14 protein-coding genes and 3 pseudogenes are annotated in these 17266 nt (G+C 62.5%); 8 read left to right on the forward strand and 9 right to left on the reverse strand.

The genetic code is table 11. The features are described 5' to 3' along the window. Positions 1-70: 70 nt before the first annotated feature. Positions 71-814 carry an alpha/beta hydrolase family protein gene (locus ACFPIH_RS31965; protein WP_381180585.1) on the forward strand — a complete coding sequence of 248 codons (744 nt, stop codon included), beginning with the start codon at positions 71-73 and terminating at the stop codon, positions 812-814. A gap of 295 nt (positions 815-1109) precedes the next feature. Here ACFPIH_RS31965 and ACFPIH_RS31970 read toward each other — a convergent pair whose 3' ends face one another. The 5 genes and pseudogenes from ACFPIH_RS31970 to ACFPIH_RS31990 form a co-directional block, all read right to left on the reverse strand. Further along, entirely contained in the window at positions 1110-1523 is a 414-nt protein-coding gene (locus ACFPIH_RS31970; RefSeq protein ID WP_381180583.1) for a PIN domain-containing protein, read from the reverse strand. Further along, positions 1520-1783: a CopG family transcriptional regulator gene (locus ACFPIH_RS31975; RefSeq protein WP_381180581.1), complete on the reverse strand. Its 264-nt coding sequence runs from the start codon at positions 1781-1783 to the stop codon at positions 1520-1522. The genes ACFPIH_RS31970 and ACFPIH_RS31975 overlap by 4 nt, the downstream gene beginning before the upstream one ends. Positions 1784-2330: 547 nt before the next feature. Continuing rightward, a pseudogene (locus ACFPIH_RS31980) lies at positions 2331-2534 on the reverse strand (low molecular weight phosphatase family protein); the annotation flags it as partial. Between the two features lie 156 nt (positions 2535-2690). Continuing rightward, a pseudogene (locus ACFPIH_RS31985) lies at positions 2691-2852 on the reverse strand (transposase); the annotation flags it as partial. A 754-nt stretch (positions 2853-3606) separates the two neighbouring features. After that, the gene (locus ACFPIH_RS31990; protein WP_381180578.1) at positions 3607-4167 is read right to left on the reverse strand and encodes a hypothetical protein; all 561 of its coding nucleotides are present in this window, start codon (positions 4165-4167) and stop codon (positions 3607-3609) included. 420 nt (positions 4168-4587) lie between these two features. Between ACFPIH_RS31990 and ACFPIH_RS31995 the strand changes: the two genes are divergently transcribed. From ACFPIH_RS31995 to ACFPIH_RS32015, 5 genes and pseudogenes are all read left to right on the forward strand, one after another. Then, positions 4588-5784, forward strand: coding sequence for a DNA cytosine methyltransferase (locus ACFPIH_RS31995; protein WP_381180576.1), 1197 nt, complete (start codon positions 4588-4590; stop codon positions 5782-5784). 71 nt (positions 5785-5855) lie between these two features. Beyond that, entirely contained in the window at positions 5856-7397 is a 1542-nt protein-coding gene (locus ACFPIH_RS32000) for an AAA family ATPase (RefSeq protein ID WP_381180574.1), read from the forward strand. A gap of 1208 nt (positions 7398-8605) precedes the next feature. Beyond that, positions 8606-8923, forward strand: a pseudogene (locus tag ACFPIH_RS32005) (tyrosine-type recombinase/integrase); the annotation flags it as partial. Positions 8924-9358: 435 nt separating this feature from the next. Further along, a complete protein-coding gene (locus tag ACFPIH_RS32010) occupies positions 9359-9529 on the forward strand; it encodes a hypothetical protein (protein WP_381180572.1) in 171 nt (56 codons plus the stop codon). Positions 9530-9927: 398 nt separating this feature from the next. After that, positions 9928-11103 carry a PIN domain-containing protein gene (locus ACFPIH_RS32015; protein ID WP_381180570.1) on the forward strand — a complete coding sequence of 392 codons (1176 nt, stop codon included), beginning with the start codon at positions 9928-9930 and terminating at the stop codon, positions 11101-11103. Positions 11104-11400: 297 nt separating this feature from the next. Here the strand turns inward: ACFPIH_RS32015 and ACFPIH_RS32020 are convergent, their stop codons facing one another. After that, a complete protein-coding gene (locus ACFPIH_RS32020) occupies positions 11401-11886 on the reverse strand; it encodes a DUF4265 domain-containing protein (protein WP_381180568.1) in 486 nt (161 codons plus the stop codon). A 422-nt stretch (positions 11887-12308) separates the two neighbouring features. Between ACFPIH_RS32020 and ACFPIH_RS32025 the strand changes: the two genes are divergently transcribed. Both ACFPIH_RS32025 and ACFPIH_RS32030 read left to right on the forward strand, forming a co-directional pair. Further along, the gene (locus tag ACFPIH_RS32025; RefSeq protein ID WP_381180566.1) at positions 12309-13871 is read left to right on the forward strand and encodes an ATP-dependent nuclease; all 1563 of its coding nucleotides are present in this window, start codon (positions 12309-12311) and stop codon (positions 13869-13871) included. Between the two features lie 25 nt (positions 13872-13896). Continuing rightward, positions 13897-14619 carry a hypothetical protein gene (locus tag ACFPIH_RS32030; protein WP_381180564.1) on the forward strand — a complete coding sequence of 241 codons (723 nt, stop codon included), beginning with the start codon at positions 13897-13899 and terminating at the stop codon, positions 14617-14619. A gap of 500 nt (positions 14620-15119) precedes the next feature. Here the strand turns inward: ACFPIH_RS32030 and ACFPIH_RS32035 are convergent, their stop codons facing one another. From ACFPIH_RS32035 to ACFPIH_RS32045, 3 genes are all read right to left on the reverse strand, one after another. Then, a complete protein-coding gene (locus ACFPIH_RS32035) occupies positions 15120-15371 on the reverse strand; it encodes a hypothetical protein (protein ID WP_381180562.1) in 252 nt (83 codons plus the stop codon). 387 nt (positions 15372-15758) lie between these two features. Next, positions 15759-16085 carry a hypothetical protein gene (locus ACFPIH_RS32040; protein WP_381180560.1) on the reverse strand — a complete coding sequence of 109 codons (327 nt, stop codon included), beginning with the start codon at positions 16083-16085 and terminating at the stop codon, positions 15759-15761. A 258-nt stretch (positions 16086-16343) separates the two neighbouring features. Continuing rightward, positions 16344-16844, reverse strand: a complete 501-nt coding sequence (locus tag ACFPIH_RS32045) for a hypothetical protein (protein WP_381180559.1) — start codon at positions 16842-16844, stop codon at positions 16344-16346. Between the last annotated feature and the right edge of the window lie 422 nt (positions 16845-17266).

The following is a 17266-nucleotide window of genomic DNA, read 5'->3' on the forward strand; positions in this document are numbered from 1 at the left end:
GACATACATGACATAGATGTCGCCGCCGGGAGCGCCTCGACAACAAGGCACTCCCGAAAGGCAACACCTCATGCATTCTGTGCATTTCACCGCGGAGACGACGTCGAACGGCGTCCTCGAACGCGAATTCACCGTGGGCGAGCTCACCGGCGTGCTCTGGTCGCCGGCCTCCGGCTCGGACCGTGCACCTCTGGTGCTTCTGGGGCACGGTGGCGGCACCCACAAGAAGTGGCCGGGAATGGTGGGCCGTGCCCACGCCCTCGTGACCGGCGGCGGTTTCCACGTCGCCGCCATCGACGCGCCCGGCCACGGCGGCCGGCCGCGCACGGCGCACGACGAGCAAGAGATCGCCGTGATGCAGCAAGCGATGGCGGCGGGCGAGCCGGTCGGCCCGATCGTCGTCCGGTACAACCTCCACCTCGCGGAGCGCGCCGTGCCGGAGTGGCGGGCGACCCTGGACGCCCTCCAGGAACTCCCGGAGATCGGCGCCGATGGACCGGTCGGCTACTACGGCCTCAACATGGGCACCGCGATCGGAGTGCCGTTGACGGCGACCGAACCCCGAATCACCGCCGCGGTCTTCGGCCTCTTCTGGCCCGACCCGCTCGCCGAGACGGCGAAGCAGATCACCATCCCGATCGAGTTCGCACTCCAGTGGGACGACGAGCACATCCCACGCGAGTCCGGTCTCGCGCTGTTCGACGCCTTCGCCTCGAAGGAGAAGACGTTGCACGCCAACGCGGGCATGCACAAGGAACTGCCCAGGTTCGAGGCCGACAGCGCGGTCCGGTTCTTCGCCCGGCACCTCGCCTAGCACCGGCCCGGCCGGTCAGGTCGGCGGGGCCCCCGCCGGGTTTCTGCCACCTGACCGGCCGGACTCTCCCCGTATGGAGGATGGAGGGTTGTCCGCCGAGATGCCGTACCAGCCGTGCGCCCGCAGATGGTCGAGCAGCAGACGGTTCAGCGTCTCGGGTGCCTCCTCGGGGATCCAGTGGCCGACGCCTTGCAGCGTCTCGACAGCCGTCGAAACACTTCGCCTACCGACCCCACACCCCAATCATTGGCCACACCCCAGCCAGCCGCGTCACCGACCCTCCCGGGCGGCACAGCTAGACCTTGATGACAGTGGCGCGCGTCCCACAAAGAGCGGTCAGGCCCTCTGGATCTGACGAGAGCACGGTTACCGGCCCCGGGGCGGCGAGGGCGGTCGCGCTGAGTATGGCGTCGATGGCGTACTTGTGACCATGCATGCCTGTGTCGGCGAGGAGGGCGGAGGCGTGGCGGGCGATCTGCTCGGTCACCGGTTCGACGACGAGGCGGGACAGGGTCCACTCCAGAGCGGCGCGGTTGATGCGAGGGTGGACCACCTCCACGAGAGTGGCTGCGGAGGTGATCACGCGTAGGTCGTCGGCGCGGGCGAGGGCGAGCCAGGTGGTGACGGTGCGGTCGCGCAGCACGGCCTTGGCCAGTCCTTCGCTGTCGAGGACGAGTGTCCCGCCCGGTGTGGCCGGGGAGCGCGTCACGCTGCGTTTACCCCATCGCTGCTCTGCTGCCGACGTGCCTGGTGAAGCTGGTCGCGCAGGGCCTGGATCTCGCCCTCGCCGATGGGCCCGTGTTCGGCTTGGGCGACCTGGATGAGCTCGTTGAGATTGTCGCGTTCGATCTGGCGGGCGACGGCGGCGGCAACGTAGGCGGACAAGCCGGAAGGGCCGCTGCGCGCCTTGGCGGCTTCGGCGATGTCGCGCGGCATGGTGATCGAGTACTTGCCGGTAGGGCCACTCATGCTACTTATCCTACCTATGATCCTCCCAGCTCATTGTCTCTGTTGCGCCATGCTGCTGATCGCCGAGACCCGCCGGTACGAATGGAAGACCCACGGGCGGGGTCCATGCCGGCAGCCATTGATCGAGGGCTTCTCTCTCGCGCGCCCAGCAGTCGGCGAAAGTGCCGCGGCTGCCTGGGACCGGGGAGGTCCACGACAGCCGCGGTCTCAAGAACCGGCCCGCGAACGAGACCCGTATCGCTCCGATTCCACCCACCTCGTCCGCATACTCCTTGCGCAGCGCACATCGAAGAGTCCGCACGGCCAAGGGCGGCCGGCTGTTCGCCGACGAACGCGGGGGAGTGGCCGCCTCCACCACCTACTGGCGCGTCTGGGACGAGGCCCGACACCTGGCGCTCACGCCGGAACAGCGGGGAGGTGGTTCTTGCCTGACGGGTGCCATCGCTTCAACGCTGCGCACCAGGACAGAACAGGGAGCCAAGTGGTCCCGCGGGGCTTTGGGAGCGAGTCGGCTCCCAAATGGCTCCCAGGCGGCTACGACCTGCGGCTACGCGGGAGCGAACTCAGAGGGCAGGGCCTCGACGCGCTGCTTGATAGCGTCCCGGATCGAGTGGACGACCTCGACGCCGTTGCCCGCAGGGTCTTCGAACTGCCGGTCAAGGTACGTCGTGCCGGGAAAGACCGGGCACGCGTCGCCGCAGCTCATCGTGATCACTTGGTCGGATACCTGGACGGTCCCGGTGGTGAGGACCCCGTCCGCGGAGCGACGCAGAGGACGTGGGAGACGGCTGGCTCGGATGGCGGAACAACTGCGGCATCTACGAAGACTCGTAGGTGCCGGGCCTCCTGCTCGGGCTGCCGCCAACCGTAGTTGTCAGCGCCGACGTTGTCAGTGCCGACTCTTAGCGGTGACGCCACGGCGTTCGCGGTCCCGCAGCACCCACTCCCGCAGGGTCGCCCGGTTGACGCCCAGGTCAGCGGCGATGCTCTTGTACGTCGCCCCGGGCGTGGACTCGTACAGGGCCACGGCATCGGCCTTGAACTCGTCCGAGTAGTCCTTCATAGCCATCGGCCGTCTTCTCGCTTCCTCCGGATCAAGCAGATCCAGTATCAGCGTGTCCACCACTCAGGGGGAGGTCCCCACAGCATCCAGAACTGCAGGATGCCGGCGAACTGCAGCAGCGGGATCGCCGCAACGGCGACTCCACAGGCGAGATCCGAGGCGACACTCACCCGCCGTCGCCCCGTCCCGTCAAGAAGTCTTCGGGCACTACGGTGGTCTCCTATGAGGGGGAAGCGCGCACCGTGAACGAAGCAGGTCAGCCGGTGGGCGAAGCGAAGTGGTCAGCGTCTGGCGCGCATAGCGAGGCGCACCGCGATGCGGTGTTCACAAGCAGCGCCTCCAACACTTCGCCGGGATGACCACCCGGCACCTCCACGCGTTGTCCCCTCGGGCACCGGCCCTCCGCAACGACGATCCGTTCGCAAAGGATCGCCTTGCTCTGCCACTCGTAGTCCTCCCACGCGACGACGGGCACCTTGACCTGTGAGCTTGGGAAGCTGCGGTCACTCGGAGCTGATCGGTGCGCTCACCTGGGCGAATGACCGGATGGTGGTGGCTTCGGACCAGGCCGCTTTCACCGTGGTTTCCCGCTGCTCCCCGCTATTCCCCGTGGTTCTCCGCGAGATCTGGCACGCATCTGGCATGTCCGGTCGGTGCCTCGCCAACATCTGGCCTACTGCGCGAATCCCACTCGTACGCCCCTACCATGCGGGTCATGGGGACGTCTGATTCCACACCACTCATACGCGCCTGTTGGCTCTCATGGCTCGCGGTCGCGACCGTCGATCAAGCGGAGTTGGTGAGGACCCTTGGCTTGGTGGATGCGCGGGAGACCACCTGGGCCGATGGCGTGGAACTCATCGACGAGGTGGCACACGATGAGGAGCAGCCGTTCTCCATAGTGGTCGTTACCCCGCCCATGCAGGGGTGGACCCTGGTCGTCGGACCGTACTTCGGCCTGTCCTATCCGCAGCAGACAGTGCACGTCACTGACCTGTGCCGAGAGTTGAGCGCGCAGTTCGGCAAAGCCCAACTCTTCTTCCACAGCGAGCAGAACGACGGGGAGGCGTGGCTGATCGCCGAACGGGGACGGATCCTCAGACGATGGATCAGTGAGTACCCGGACCTCGCCCTGGGCGAGCCGTTCGGAGTCGAGCGACGGCTCCTCGACGCCTACGGCATCACGGGCAAGCCCGAGGATCTCGCCCCTGACAGCGACCTGGCCGGCGACCTGGGGAGATTGCTGGGCTACGACGGTCGCAGAGGAAAACAGCGTCGACCCCACCAAAGCTGCCGTCGATACAGGCTCAATCAGCGGCATGCTGGTGGCAGCTGCTCCACCCTTCGAGTAAGCGCACCGCTTGCCCACGGAGCGACCACCGTCTCACACACGGCTCCGGAGGCCGCTCGCGGCTGCAGTGTTCGTGCAGGTCAAAGCTCCCTGCTCCGCCTTTGGGACGGGTCTGGTCCACGGATGGTCCACGACTTTGGGGCGGGGTGGTCATCCGATCTGTCCCCTCTGGATGGCCACAAGGCCACGGTCTCGCGACTCCCGCTTCCGGTACGGTCCGGAGCACGCTCGTTGTGGGCGAAGACGGGCCCCTCACGCTCGACATCTTGCACTATGAAAGAACAAAAGGGCGCATTCCGGCGTGATCGCGGCGCTACACACAGTAAAAGATCGCTAGGGGTGCACTTGACCAGCGTGGTGCTGTCAGTGTCGCGTGCGACGATGTCTAGCATGCTCGACTCCACTACCGTTCAGAGACCGTCCACGGTTGCAGGCCTGTTTGCAGGCATCGGGGGGCTGGAGCTTGGTCTCAGCCGGGCTGGTTTCGAGGCTGAGCTCCTGTGTGAGTGGTGGGAGCCAGCGCAAGCCGTGCTGAAGCATCAGTTTCCCGATGTCCCCCTGCATGGAGACATTCAAGATCTCAAGCATCTGCCCGACGTCGATGTCGTGACTGCCGGTTTCCCCTGTACTGATCTGTCGCAAGCAGGTCGCACTGCCGGCATCCACGGCGAAGCATCCGGCCTCGTCAAGCACCTGTTTGAGCTCCTCGCCGAGGCTTCACCTACGTGGGTCGTCATCGAGAACGTCCGCAACATGCTGGTGCTCGATCGCGGCACTGCCATGGAGTACCTGGTCACGGAGTTTGAGCGGCTGGGCTACAGGTGGGCCTATCGTTTGGTCGACTCGCGGTTCACGGGGGTGCCGCAGCGGCGGCAGCGAGTGATCATGGTGGCTTCGCGCACCCATGACCCACGGACTGTCCTCTTCGCTGACGACGCCGGTGAACCAGGTGTGGAGCATTACCGGGACGATGCCTATGGCTTCTACTGGACCGAAGGGCGCACGGGCCTTGGGTGGGCACAGGATGCGTTGCCAACTCTGAAAGGTGGCTCAAGCCTAGGGATTCCGTCTCCACCTGCTCTGTGGGTTCGAGACGCCCCAACAGGGCGGGCCATCGTCACGCCAGACCTAACGGATGCTGAGACTCTGCAGGGCTTTCCCGCCAACTGGACAGCGCCAGCACAGGCGTTTGGCCGCTCCGGCACCCGATGGAAGCTAGTGGGCAATGCAGTAACTGTCGGTGTTGCTCAATGGCTAGGGAAGAGACTGCGGACCCCGGGCAGCCCCATTGATATGGTTTGCGGCATCCTGCCTAAGGGTGACCGATGGCCAACCGCAGCTTGGGGTGACGCTGACCAGCGATGGTCGGTCGACGCGAGCATGTGGCCCGAGCGACAGCCATATCGGCACCTCCTTGAGAGCGTGGACCTGGCCAAGGCGGTTCCCTTGAGCCTTCGCGCCACCGCTGGATTTTACGGACGCCTTGAAGTGAGCCGGCTTCGCTATGACGAGTCGTTCGGGCTTGCGGTCAAGCGACATGCTGAGTGGATGGCTAGCCCGATGGCGGAGGCCGTACCTCGGCGGTAGTGCGGAGTCCCGTTGCTTGAGGTGCGTCAAGGCGCATCCATAGCTTGATCAGCAGCGCTAGCCTACGGTCTGTGACCGTTGAAAAGTTGCAGACCCTCCAAGCGTTGCTTGCCGACGTTGATCACTCGTCACCGAGCGTATCCAAGTATCGTGCCCTTGAGGCCTATTTGGCGAATCTTACCGGTTTGCCCGCTACGCGTATCTATACGGGGTATGTGAGTAAGGCGGGTAATCTTAGTGTCCGGATGGTTCAGTCGCCGCGAGCTCAAGAGGCCTCTCTCCTAGTGGCTCTGATTCAGCGGAGCGACGAAGGTCCAGCGACCTTTGATGCCGCAAGAAAGGTCGCCGCCCGTACGGCTAAGCCTCTACTTTTGCTTCAGCGTCAAGAGGGAACTCAACCTGAATGGTTTCCGCTGGCCGCATACGTCGCGGCTTCCGATCCGGCTGGCGATACGACTCTAAATAGGCTCCTAAAGGACTTGTCTCCTTTTGAGATCAGCAAGGTAATTTCAGAGAAAACCAAGGTGGATCGTCAGCTAGGACTAGATGAAACCTTGCCTCTGGTCGAAGAACAGCCGAACATTTCTGTGCCAGCTGCCATCCCTGCGTTGAAACTCGACCCGCGCACGCGTCGGATGCTTCGTAACGCGATTTCTTCGCATAAGGCCGTCATGCTTGTGGGCCCTCCCGGTACTGGTAAGTCTTCACTCGTCCAGGAGATTATTCGCGAGGTCAGAGAGGACCCGGGAAAATTCGGCATGACCATGGGGCACGAGCTGATGATGGTCACCGCCGATGAGAGCTGGACGACACGTGAACTCGTTGGCGGTGACAGCGTAGATGACTCAGGGCGACTTCGCTTCACTCCCGGTTTCGTTCTGCAGGCGATTGAAGAAGATAAATGGCTCCTGCTGGATGAAGCTAACAGGGCTGACATGGATCGCATCTTCGGTGGCCTTCTCACGTGGCTGACCGGAAGCGATGGCCAGGCCGTCACGGTTGGACGAGTCTCTCCGGGATCAAGTCGTGAGATTCTTCTAGGGTGGACGTCTGGCGCTCGTAGCGTGTGCGAGGAGGAATCACCTGATGAAGAGGAAGACGACGAAGAGAACAAGGTAATTGTGCAGTACCTCGCTGGGCAAGAGTGGCGTCTTATTGGTACGTACAACTCGATAGATGCCCAGCGGGTGTTTCGGTTTGGTCTCGCGCTGGGGCGTAGATTCGCCCAGGTTCCTGTACCACCGCCTTCGGTTGAGCTGTTTCAAGAGTTGATTACCGAAAGGATGCTCAGCTACAAGCTAGAGTCCAGCGTATTGAGTGAGATCGGTAGGCTAATTGTTCGCTTGTACGAAATACATTGCGCGGATTCAAGTACGGCCATGGGACCAGCGCTGTTCCTTGCACTTCCTGGCAGTGTTGTGATCGGCCTCGCTGAGGCGGGGGATGAGGTAACTCCTCTCATGGCCGAGTCCTATCTGACGAACTTCGGGCCATGGCTCTCGCGGCAGGATGACGAAATTCTGGATCGACTCGGTGAGAGCATGATGCGGTCCGACATGTTCGGGGAAGAATGGTCCTGGATTCGTGAGCAGCTTCAGCATTTGGGGCGATAGTTGTGCCTAGAGGTGGGAATTATGCAGTCCCGGAGGCTGGCCTCGCGGAAGTCCTTAGAGGTTGGAGCAGTAAGGCGCAGCTATATCAGGCGTTGGCTGGGGTAGACGATGATTGGAGTGAAGTTCACTGGAGCTCATCAGATGTGCAAAGGCGAGCCAGACGCGTAATGTTCGCCGAACTCCTTCCTTTGCTATCGGCTTGGCCCATAGACGTAAACGTTTGGCTGGACCCTCTGCCAGCTGCTAGTAACAGGCAACGTCGGATTGAAAGCTCCCCTGGGCCTGGCACGCACTGGGTGGAGACCCGAATACAAGGACCGTGGCCGCCGGAGCGTTATGTAGTGAACCGACGTGACAGGATCCCTGACCAGATCATGGCCAGGACGCTGCGGTGGGTCCTGGATGAAGTTGTTTCGATGCGAAGGGATGCCGTCAAAGTAGATCCCTCGCTCAAAAATGAGTCGAAATCGCAGATGGCGGCCGCAGCAAATCTTCTAAAGCTGCCACCCATCAGTGATGCAACAGGGCAAATGCCGACTGTTCCCGAAGTGCGGTCTCTGAGGGTTTCAGGGGCACCGTGGACAGTCCTCGCTCCAGTGGCGAGCTATCTGCGCGATTCGCATTCTACTAGTCTGATGGAATTTGCTCGAAGGCATCTTATGCCGGTACAGGAAGTGAGGTGGCGTCTTTTTCACCTTGGGGTGCTCGGCGTGCTTCTTAAGTCATTTCTTGATGCCGGCTGGACGTTGAAAAGCATGAGGCCGCTTTCGGCTAGCCTAGCGGGCGGCCCTCACTACAAGGCTGTTTCTGAGGATGGTGTGACTTGGGACTTGTGGTTTGAGTCGGAATCAATGTGGTCTTACTACGGCGAGCAGTCTTCCTATCAAGCTCTAACCATGGAGGCATTCGGTAGAGAGTCCCCAATGGGGGCTGACATTGCTCTAGTGCGACCTGGTGATTCAGCCCACCTATTCGAATGCAAGTTCGGAGACGCCGCTTATGTTGCCAGGGATGGTTATCATCAGATTTCTACCTATATGAGTGAGGTGAAGGAGAAGATCGCTCCTGCGGTGGCTGGGTATGTAGTTGGCCCAGACGAAGTAGTCGTTAGTAAAGCTGCTGGATCGCTATCCGGCTCTCCGGTTCACATTGTCGGACCTCGCCATATGGAGGGGTTTAAGCCGGGGTGGGAGGGTCAGTAAGCGCACGCGCCCGGCCGCGACGGACACGTCTTCGTCGGTCCACGGGGCGGCCAGCTCCGGCGGAGCTACTTCCGGGACGAGTGGATCACGGCCAGGGATGCGGCGAGTGTCTCGGCAGAGCTGCATTTCCACGATCTCCGCCACACGGGAAACACCCTGGCCTCGACCGCCGGCGCCAGCACCCGTGAGCTGATGACCCGCATGGGCCACAGCAGCTCGCGCGCCGCGCTGATCTATCAGCACATGACCAGCGACCGCGACCGAGCCATCGCTGATCGGCTCGGAGCCATGATCCGCGAGGGTGAGGGAGAGGCCATCGGCTAGGGAATGTGGACTCCGCGTGGACTCTAGGCACGCGGTGGCACGACCCCGAACACGACGAAGGGCCAGCCTGGGAGGAAACCCTCCTGAGCTGGCCCTTTTGCTGTGCCCCCGGCAGGATTCGAACCTGCGACACCCGCTTTAGGGGTTCGATCACTGCGCGGCACTGCCGCGGAGCCGCCTGGACACGGTGGCCGTGCCAGACCGCCTGGGAGTGCTGGCGTCCGGCGCCCTTGATGTCACTTGTGGATGTCAGAACGGGGCCACCGCGTGCGCTCGCTGACACGATGGTCCCGTGGTTGACCTGGAGCGCATCAAAGCAGAGACCTTGGTGTACTTCCGAGCACTCGATGAAGCCGCCACCCAGCGGCACCACTTCCGCCACGCTGACGAGGAGGGCGGTTGTGGTAGTTAGAGGCCGTACGTGACCGCGGTGAGTTGGTCGACATCAAACAAGCCGAGCTGACTTCGGCCGGCCAACTCCACCGTTATAGCTGGGAGCAGCTGGAGGACGATCACGGCTTCCTCACAGACCAAGCGGTCGATCCTGAAGAGGATCCGCTGGAGGCCATCCCGGCTGAAGAGTTCCTGCGGGTATGGACGCGGTGAGGGGGCTGGACAACCACTTTAGGAGAGAGGCGGGGGAACAAGGTTGCTGAGCGGGGCTTCGATACCTGGTGCAGAGTCCAGTAACTCGACCACAGCGCACCCCCATTCACCGTGGCTGACCCCTGTATCTGGCACGGCAGTGGCACGAGCCTCAGCCGATGACAGTCAGCCACGACGGCGGGCGCGCCGACCGAGCACACGCGTATGCCTTAGCTGAGACGGTGGCGAACCTCAGGCGCTCAGCAGCGCGTCTGGCAGGTGTCTGTCGCCGCCCGTTCGCGGGACAGCGCGGTGCTGGCGACCTGGCCCGACACCGGTGTCCCGGCCAATTCGTGTGCATCCACGGGCCCCGCCTGAAACCCTGGGGGATCACCTTGATGGGCGACAGGAGCAGCGAGTTGATCATCCTTGACACGAATATTCTGTGGGGCCTTACTCCCGAGGACGGCAGTACCGATCTGCTGCGCGCTATCCGGGCCGTGGGCGGCGAGCGGGTTGCGGTGCCGTGGATGGTCATGGAAGAACTCGCGGCCCAACAAGCGCTCAAGTATCAAGAGCAGCACGCGCGGGCCGCAGAAGCAGTCAAGGCACTACGCGAGGCAACACCTTGGGGTCTCGACGTGCCTCTCGGCCCATGCGAACCCGAAGAGGTGCGCAAGCACTGGCGGCGACAGTGGGACACGGTTGTGGAAGTGATCCCGACTAGTTCGCAAGCCTTCCAAGAGGCCGCGTTCCGTGAGGCGAACCAGCTCCGTCCGTGCAGGATGGTGAAGGGGCTGAAGATCGGCAGCCGTGATGCAGCGATTTGGCTGACTGCTGTGGAGTATGCGCAAGCACATCCAGAGGAGCGTGTCTACTTCGTCAGCGGCAACAACAAGGACTTCGGGGACGGCGCGGCCTATCCCGCCCCGATGGACAAGGATGTTGCTGGCATGACTGACCGATTCCGGCTCCTGCCCTCCATGGCCGATGTCGTGGCCGAGTTCGCCATCGAGACGACGACCGATGAAGCAGCGGTGCGGGCCCTTCTGGAACAGCCCTCGACGGGGTCCCAGTTGGTCGACGCAGCGACCCGGCACGGCTGGCTTCCCATGGACGGCTCGTTCGAGTGCACAATCAGCGGCGGCCCAGGCTCCGATCCGTTGATCGTCGCTGCTGACGGCTGGCTAAGCGGGGGCCGTGTATCGGTTTCTGAGATCCAGTCGATGCGGTCCTACCGCTTCGGCCAACAGGAGTGGTGCGCTGCTGTCGTTACGTGGCGACTCACCGGAGTGATCCTCTTGGACGGGGCGACCACGTGGGCCGGCTGCAGTTTGACCGCGTCCGTGCTGCTGGCGCTCAACGGGAGTGAACCCCGACTGACTATCCTGCGAGCGGACACCCCGCAGCCTCTCAGCCGCGACATTTTCCTGTCGTTCGATCTGCCGCGCATCAAGCTGAGCCGACCTGAAGAAGACGCAGCAGAGGTCATGCGAGCCAGCGTCGCGGCTTCGCAGACTCCAGTGGATCTGCACCCGCTGCGGGGTCCTCGTGCTTACGAGGGAGCATGGGTGCGGGCGCGGCGAGCTCAATAGAGCAAACCTGCGCCTCTGCGCAAGGACGAACCAGTGCAGCACTACAACGAACCCGGTCCCAATGCAGACGACTCGGCAAATATCTCGGGGCTAACAACACGGCCGACGGATCTCAATGGTTACGGGATAACCCGTCTTCTTGTCCTGGGTCTTGCCGGAGATCTTGGTGAGCTGGGTTCTTGCTGCTCAGGGGCGGTGGGCTCATGCGCCTGGTGGTCGTCGTTGGTCGTCATTGGCCACTGTTGCGCGACCTCGGACGGCCCAGGGACGGCCCAGCCATGGGTCGCGTAAACGGCGTCAGCCGGCGGAGGCGGCCCGCCATTGCGCGGTGATGCACCCCTCTTCCATGTCCCACCATTCCTTGACCACACCGTGGTTGAGCAACCGTTGCACCTTGGCGAGATCGGCGGTGGGCGGGACGTCCAGGGCAACCATGCGGAACCGTTCTATGCCCTCGCCGCATACACCAAGTTCGTGAAAGGCGTTGAGCACGCTCTGCCGTGCGGCTCCGGAACCGCCGTCACGGAGCACGACGAGGCGGATGGTGCAGTTCTCGGAGCGCCGGACCACCTCGCCGGCCCACCGCACGCCCTCCTCGTCGGGCTCCGTGGCCACGATGTCCCCGCAGGCAATACCTCGGACGAACCAGGGGGTGTTGTCGAGCCGCGCAGTGGCGTCGCCTTGGTCGACCGCCCACAGACTCTCCACCGATGCCGGGGGCCAGTCGTCCTTGATCTCAAGTCGGAAGTGCACCTTCACGTACTGGCCCTCGGGGTTCGTCATGGTGCCCAGGATGCACAGCCCTGTCGCGCCGGCCGCGGGCGGGTGACGATGACGTCTGCTCAAGGTGAATACGAATTCGTCTGTGCCTCAGCCGACGACAGTCGGCCACGACGGAGAGGGCGCCGACCGATCACACGCGCGTATGCCTCGCTGCACCCCCACCGGCCTCCGCCACGCTGCCGGTGCCGTCGACCAGAGCAAGCCACGACGGCCGACCCGCAATGACGCTGCCTGAGCCCTCAGCTTGGGAAGCTGCGGCGGGTTTATTCGACCAGCGCAACCTACCTGGCTAGGTCGTCCTCAGTAATCTCTGTTCGGTGCCCCGGCATGAGAAAGGAGCGGTGGTCGCCCTTCTTTACTGCATGGATCCGGGGTGAGGCAGAAAGGTGGCGGAAAATCCTGCGTTATCGTACAATCCCGCCATGCGTATCAAAAACATGACTGTATCCGGATGGAAGGGCTTCGATAATGCGAGCCTCGCACTGTCCAGGATTAATGTGTTCGTAGGGCGAAACAACAGTGGCAAGTCGGCGCTCATTCGAGCTGCGCAGTTCCTCACGGCAGGGGTCAATGCGCCAGAGGGTGAAATTCGGCTTGGCTCGGAAGCGGCTACTATCCAATACGGCCTCGAAGACTTCGACGTCCGCAGATACGCGCCGGAACTCGCTCAGGGAGTGGCGGCGAAAGGCCTTGCCGAGGATGGTTTGATTCCACAGGTTCACGTTGAAACTCGCCTAAAGAGACCTGGCCAGAACCAAAACACCTCCTGGGCTCAAATTTCCCATGTTCTGAAAACTAGTGACAATGTCCACGGTGACTTCCCAAAGATCTCACCGGTAGAGCCGGATAACTTCATCTATCCTTATCTCTCTAAGCGGAAAGTCGGAAACTATGATCGCCAGGTCGATAAGAGCAAGGCTGACCAAGTAACAGGAAATCTCCAACTCCTCTCGGCCAAGGTAGCCCGCCTGACCGGTCCGGGATATCCAGGTTCAGAGCAATTTGCCGAATTGTGCAAGCGTCTCTTGGGAATGTCACTCGGAACCGTGATGGTAGAGAACGGCCAACTCGTCGGCTTCACGGTTGGCCGCCTGGGCTCCATCACCATCGAATCCATGGGTGAGGGTATCTCAAGCCTGCTCGGTTTGATCACAGACCTGTGTGTAGCAGAGGGACAACTCTTCCTCATCGAGGAACCCGAGAACGACATTCATCCCGACGGGCTTAAGGCGCTCCTCGACGTCATCATCGAAAAGTCTGCCACCAATCAGTTCATTGTCTCCACACACTCAAACCTCGTCGTGAAGTACCTGGCTTCGGCCCGGGACAGCCGCCTATTTCAGGTAGAGCAACGGCCAGACGCACGAGGTGTTCCCACGTCAACCGTGAAGCTCATCGAGTCAGCCGAAGACCGAGCTGCCGTACTCCGCGATCTTGGGTACGACCTGCACGACTTTGACTTGGCTGAAGGTTGGCTCATCCTCGAAGAGTCCTCTGCCGAACGGATCATCCTCGATTATCTCATCCCTTGGTTTGCGCCGAAGCTCACCCGCATTCGCACCGTCGCTGCCGGCGGTACCGGAGGAGTTGAGCCAACGTTCCGCGAGTTCGGGAAGCTTGTCCTCTTCGTCCACCGAGAGGAGGTTTTTAAGCATCGGGCCTGGGTTGTCATCGATGGTGACCAGAGTGGGCTAGAGGTGGTAGCCAAGCTCAAAGCGAAGTACACCACTTGGCCGAGTGACCGGTTTCGATACTTCAGTAAGCCGCGTTTTGAAGACTATTACCCATCGCGGTTTAGGGAGCAGATCGAAGAGGCCTTTACTAAGCCTAAAGGGCAGCGTCAGCAGGAAGCCAAGAGTGCTTTGCGACAGGAAGTCCAAGACTGGTGCGACACTAACCGTGAGCTAGCCAAGACGGAATTGGCTCAATCCGCAGCCGAAGTTATCGCCGTCCTCCAAGAGATTGAAGCCGCTCTATTTCAGTAGTAACACGCCCTAAGGAGGGCCGCCCATGGCGGTAAAAGCTCGGATCGAAGGCCATGTGTTTGACCTCGACACACTTTGTGAGCTGTTCTCGGTCGGTGATCCGCAGATCAGTAAAGAGAGCGACGGCTACTACCTCGCATCGGATGATTTGGACGGCCTCCTCGACGAAAGCGGCCGCCTCATTGAGATTTCTTCTCTTCTCCTGCGTCGAGTAGTTGGTGTTGCTCGCGCTCTAGATGGCAGCTTTCGCCCCGTCACGCTCACCGGTCAGTTCACGGACGACAACGGCAAGCATCACCATGTCGTCGCGCTCGCAACGGCGGAGGTTCGCCTTAAGGCGTTTGCTGTCGGTGTAGTAACAACCGCTGATCAATCGACGCCGCAGCCGCCGCCTCCGCCGCAGGGTCCGCCGTACATGAAGCTCATTAAGGCAAAAACGGACGTGGCAGAGGTTCTCGACATCCTTGGTAAGCCCACTATCTCCATGACGTGGGTAGACCTCTACAAGGTGTACGAGATCGTGCGGCACGACGTAGGGAACGACAAGGCGCTCAAAACCAAAGCGTGGGTGCCTGAGTCTGACATCTCGGCTTTCACGGGGTCGGCAAATCGCCCTGATGTGAGCGGCAGTGAAGCGCGACACGCCCGCGTAGCGGGAGCCTCCCCAAAACGAACCATGACACTTGCTGAGGGAGAGGCCTTCGTGCGCAAACTTGTTGTGGCTTGGTGGGACTCACTGATCGACTAGGCGTAGGTGCCCGCACTCTGGGCCCAAGCTCCGCAACAGCATCTGGTGGGTCGTAGCCCTGGGGCTCGGCCTCTGTACGTGATCCGGCTCGAGTGCCGGGAGTGCGGCGGTTGCTTCACGAGGTTGTCGATGGGCACTTGGCGAAGCGGGACGTTCACACAGTCGCGGCCTGGGCCGAACCGGTCGTCACCAAGGAGAGCGACCCTGGTTGGTACTCCGTGGAGGCCGACTGAGCCGGGACGGACGGACGAACGCCAGAGGGCCGGACCGCTTTCGTGGTCCGGTCCTCTGCTGGCGGAGGATACGAGATTCGAACTCGTGAGGGTTGCTCCCGACACCCCTTCCAACTGTGGTGGTGCGGCGCTGGGCTGCATGCGGGAGCGTTCACCTGGGTCCATGGGAGGTTGACGACCGCGACGACGACAGCCCTGGGTCTCACCTGAACGGCCTTGAACGGCGATGACTGAGACGGAAACTGAGACGGCCCGAGGCATAGGGCCTTACTCGATGCTCTCGGAGCGTTCTCGAACCTGGTCGTCCAACTTGCCTTCCTCCAGGTCGGTTAGAGCGGCTGCGTACCCAGCCATGACCGCCTCGTGTACGACGTCGTGGAGGTCTACAGGGATCGTGTCGAAGATGCCGGAGCAGATGTTTGCTGCTGCGTCATACGCGGATCGGTAGTGCCGTTCATGGATGCCGGCGCCCAAGTTGCTGACGAGTCTGCGTAGCTCTTCCTTGTGGTCATCGTTCACGCCGACGTCACTACCCTTGTGTCATGGTCGAGAATCGGGCTACTTCGGGCCTCGACCGAAGACAGTCAGCCCCGGCGTGTCAGGCAACCGACATGGCGTGCGCCTGCCTCGCCGTACCGCCACCGGCCTCAACCGCGCTGCCGGTGCCGTCGACCGCAGCAAGCCGCGACGACAGACCCGCGGGGAGAACTCCGAAGCGGCTCAACTCCCAAGGCTCTCAGCTTGGGAAGCTGCGAGCATTTGAGTGCGGTTCAGCCTCTGACCTGGGCTAACGGCCGGATCGTGGCTCCGTTGGACTGGGCTGCTTTCACCGTGGTTCCCCGCTGTTCCCGCTCGATCTGGTGCGCTTGTGGTGCGCTCGGCAACACCTCGCGTGACTCGTCAGACCTACAGATCCATGCGTGTTTCGTTGTCGCCCCGTCTGAGAAGGACGTGCGCCGGCCGGAACGGCAGACTGCGCAGAGTCGGCTCCAGAACCTTGAACAGAGCATCGGCATCGCGTCCGTAGGCGTACACGACGGCTTCGCCTCCTCCGAACTCGTTACCGTCGACCTCCCCGACGCCTGCCTCCGCGGTCGCTGCCTCCATCACCTCCTCAGCTTCGTAGATCCGTTCGCGCTGATCGGCGTCGCCGAAACCGTCACTGGCAAGCCGGAAGTGTGCGATTGCGGCGTGCTCCTCGCCCTCGGAGTCAGGGGCAATGGGTGTCTCCATGCCGGACACACTGTCATTGAGGTCTGACACCCTCATCGCTGTGTTCACTTGGATCCGCCCCCGCCAACACGCTTTCCAACTGTGGTGGTGGTCCAGCGAAGCTCGTGCAGGGGCGTTCACCTGCGTTCATGGGCGGATGGCTGACGGCGTGATGATGGCGAGCGGTCTCGCCTGAACGGCCGTGAACGGCGCTGAATGAGACGGAAACTGAGACAGGCGGCCATCGCGGGTTCCCTGGTCACGGACCTGGGAGTGTCCTCATGCTCGCCACGGTTCCACATGACGGCATCTTCCCCGCTGGGTGTAGCCGCCGGGTACGTCGACGCTGACGGAACTCCAGAAGGGCTCGGCATCGCGGAAATGGCCGCCGCCCGTGTGCCACTGGACTCCTGGGTAGACCTGGCGCAGGGAGCGGAGAGCGGCTGAGGCGAGGCCGCAGCGCTTATAGCCCTCGTAGGAGTGAGGTGCTTCAACCCATCCGATCTTGCACGGATTGCAGACCACGTACTCGACCTCGAAGGCGAGGTCGGATCTTACGTAGGCCGCACGGATGCGCCAACCTGTTCGCTCGTAATAGCCGGCGGGCCGGTCAACCCAGGGCTCTGGTGGGGTGACGGTCCGGTCGAACTCGTACGACGCGGGGTCCATCCATCGGCGAAGCCGGTCCCGCCAGGTCGGCTTGTCGGGCCACTCCCGTACCCAGTACACGTGGTCAGTACGGCGCGCCACAGCGCGGATTGCAGCCTCTCTGTTCGTCATGCGCTCTCCTCCCCGGGCTCTGGATCCCAGGGGTCGTAGCGCTTCAGCGCCCTCTGGTCCGGCAGCCCGAGCCGCTTCGCGGTCCGGCGTCGCGATCGGACTTCTGCAGTCGACCGCGGTCGGTAGCCGGGGCCACCACAACCGCATGAATGGAAGGTGAGGCTGGCATGCAACGCAGCCCCAAGTGCCTCCCAGGCCCCCTTGTCTCTACGGCGAGGGATGGCAAGGTCGAACCCAGCGTTGATCATTGGGGTGTGGCAGCGGGGGCACGGATGCTCTCGCGGCGGTAGCGGGTTCTGCTTGAACGAGGAGCGGCACACCAGACACGCGAAATGCGGCTTGTAGGGGGTCGCGTATCGGCACATCCCGACAGGGTAGAGAGGGTGCCTGGGCAGGACCACCGCTTTAGGAGAGAGGCGGGG

The sequence above is a fragment of the Streptomyces vulcanius genome (assembly GCF_042653945.1).
In the GTDB taxonomy this organism is placed as follows: domain Bacteria; phylum Actinomycetota; class Actinomycetes; order Streptomycetales; family Streptomycetaceae; genus Streptomyces; species Streptomyces mangrovi.

Bases quoted from the DNA above. Each gene is read 5' to 3' on its own strand.
- ACFPIH_RS31965 (WP_381180585.1), top strand. From the start codon at position 71: ATGCATTCTGTGCATTTCACCGCGGAGACGACGTCGAACGGCGTCCTC.
- ACFPIH_RS31975 (WP_381180581.1), bottom strand. From the start codon at position 1,783: ATGAGTGGCCCTACCGGCAAGTACTCGATCACCATGCCGCGCGACATC.
- ACFPIH_RS31990 (WP_381180578.1), bottom strand. From the start codon at position 4,167: ATGCCGCTGATTGAGCCTGTATCGACGGCAGCTTTGGTGGGGTCGACG.
- ACFPIH_RS31995 (WP_381180576.1), top strand. From the start codon at position 4,588: ATGCTCGACTCCACTACCGTTCAGAGACCGTCCACGGTTGCAGGCCTG.
- ACFPIH_RS32020 (WP_381180568.1), bottom strand. From the start codon at position 11,886: ATGACGAACCCCGAGGGCCAGTACGTGAAGGTGCACTTCCGACTTGAG.
- ACFPIH_RS32025 (WP_381180566.1), top strand. From the start codon at position 12,309: ATGCGTATCAAAAACATGACTGTATCCGGATGGAAGGGCTTCGATAAT.
- ACFPIH_RS32030 (WP_381180564.1), top strand. From the start codon at position 13,897: ATGGCGGTAAAAGCTCGGATCGAAGGCCATGTGTTTGACCTCGACACA.
- ACFPIH_RS32040 (WP_381180560.1), bottom strand. From the start codon at position 16,085: ATGGAGACACCCATTGCCCCTGACTCCGAGGGCGAGGAGCACGCCGCA.
- ACFPIH_RS32045 (WP_381180559.1), bottom strand. From the start codon at position 16,844: ATGACGAACAGAGAGGCTGCAATCCGCGCTGTGGCGCGCCGTACTGAC.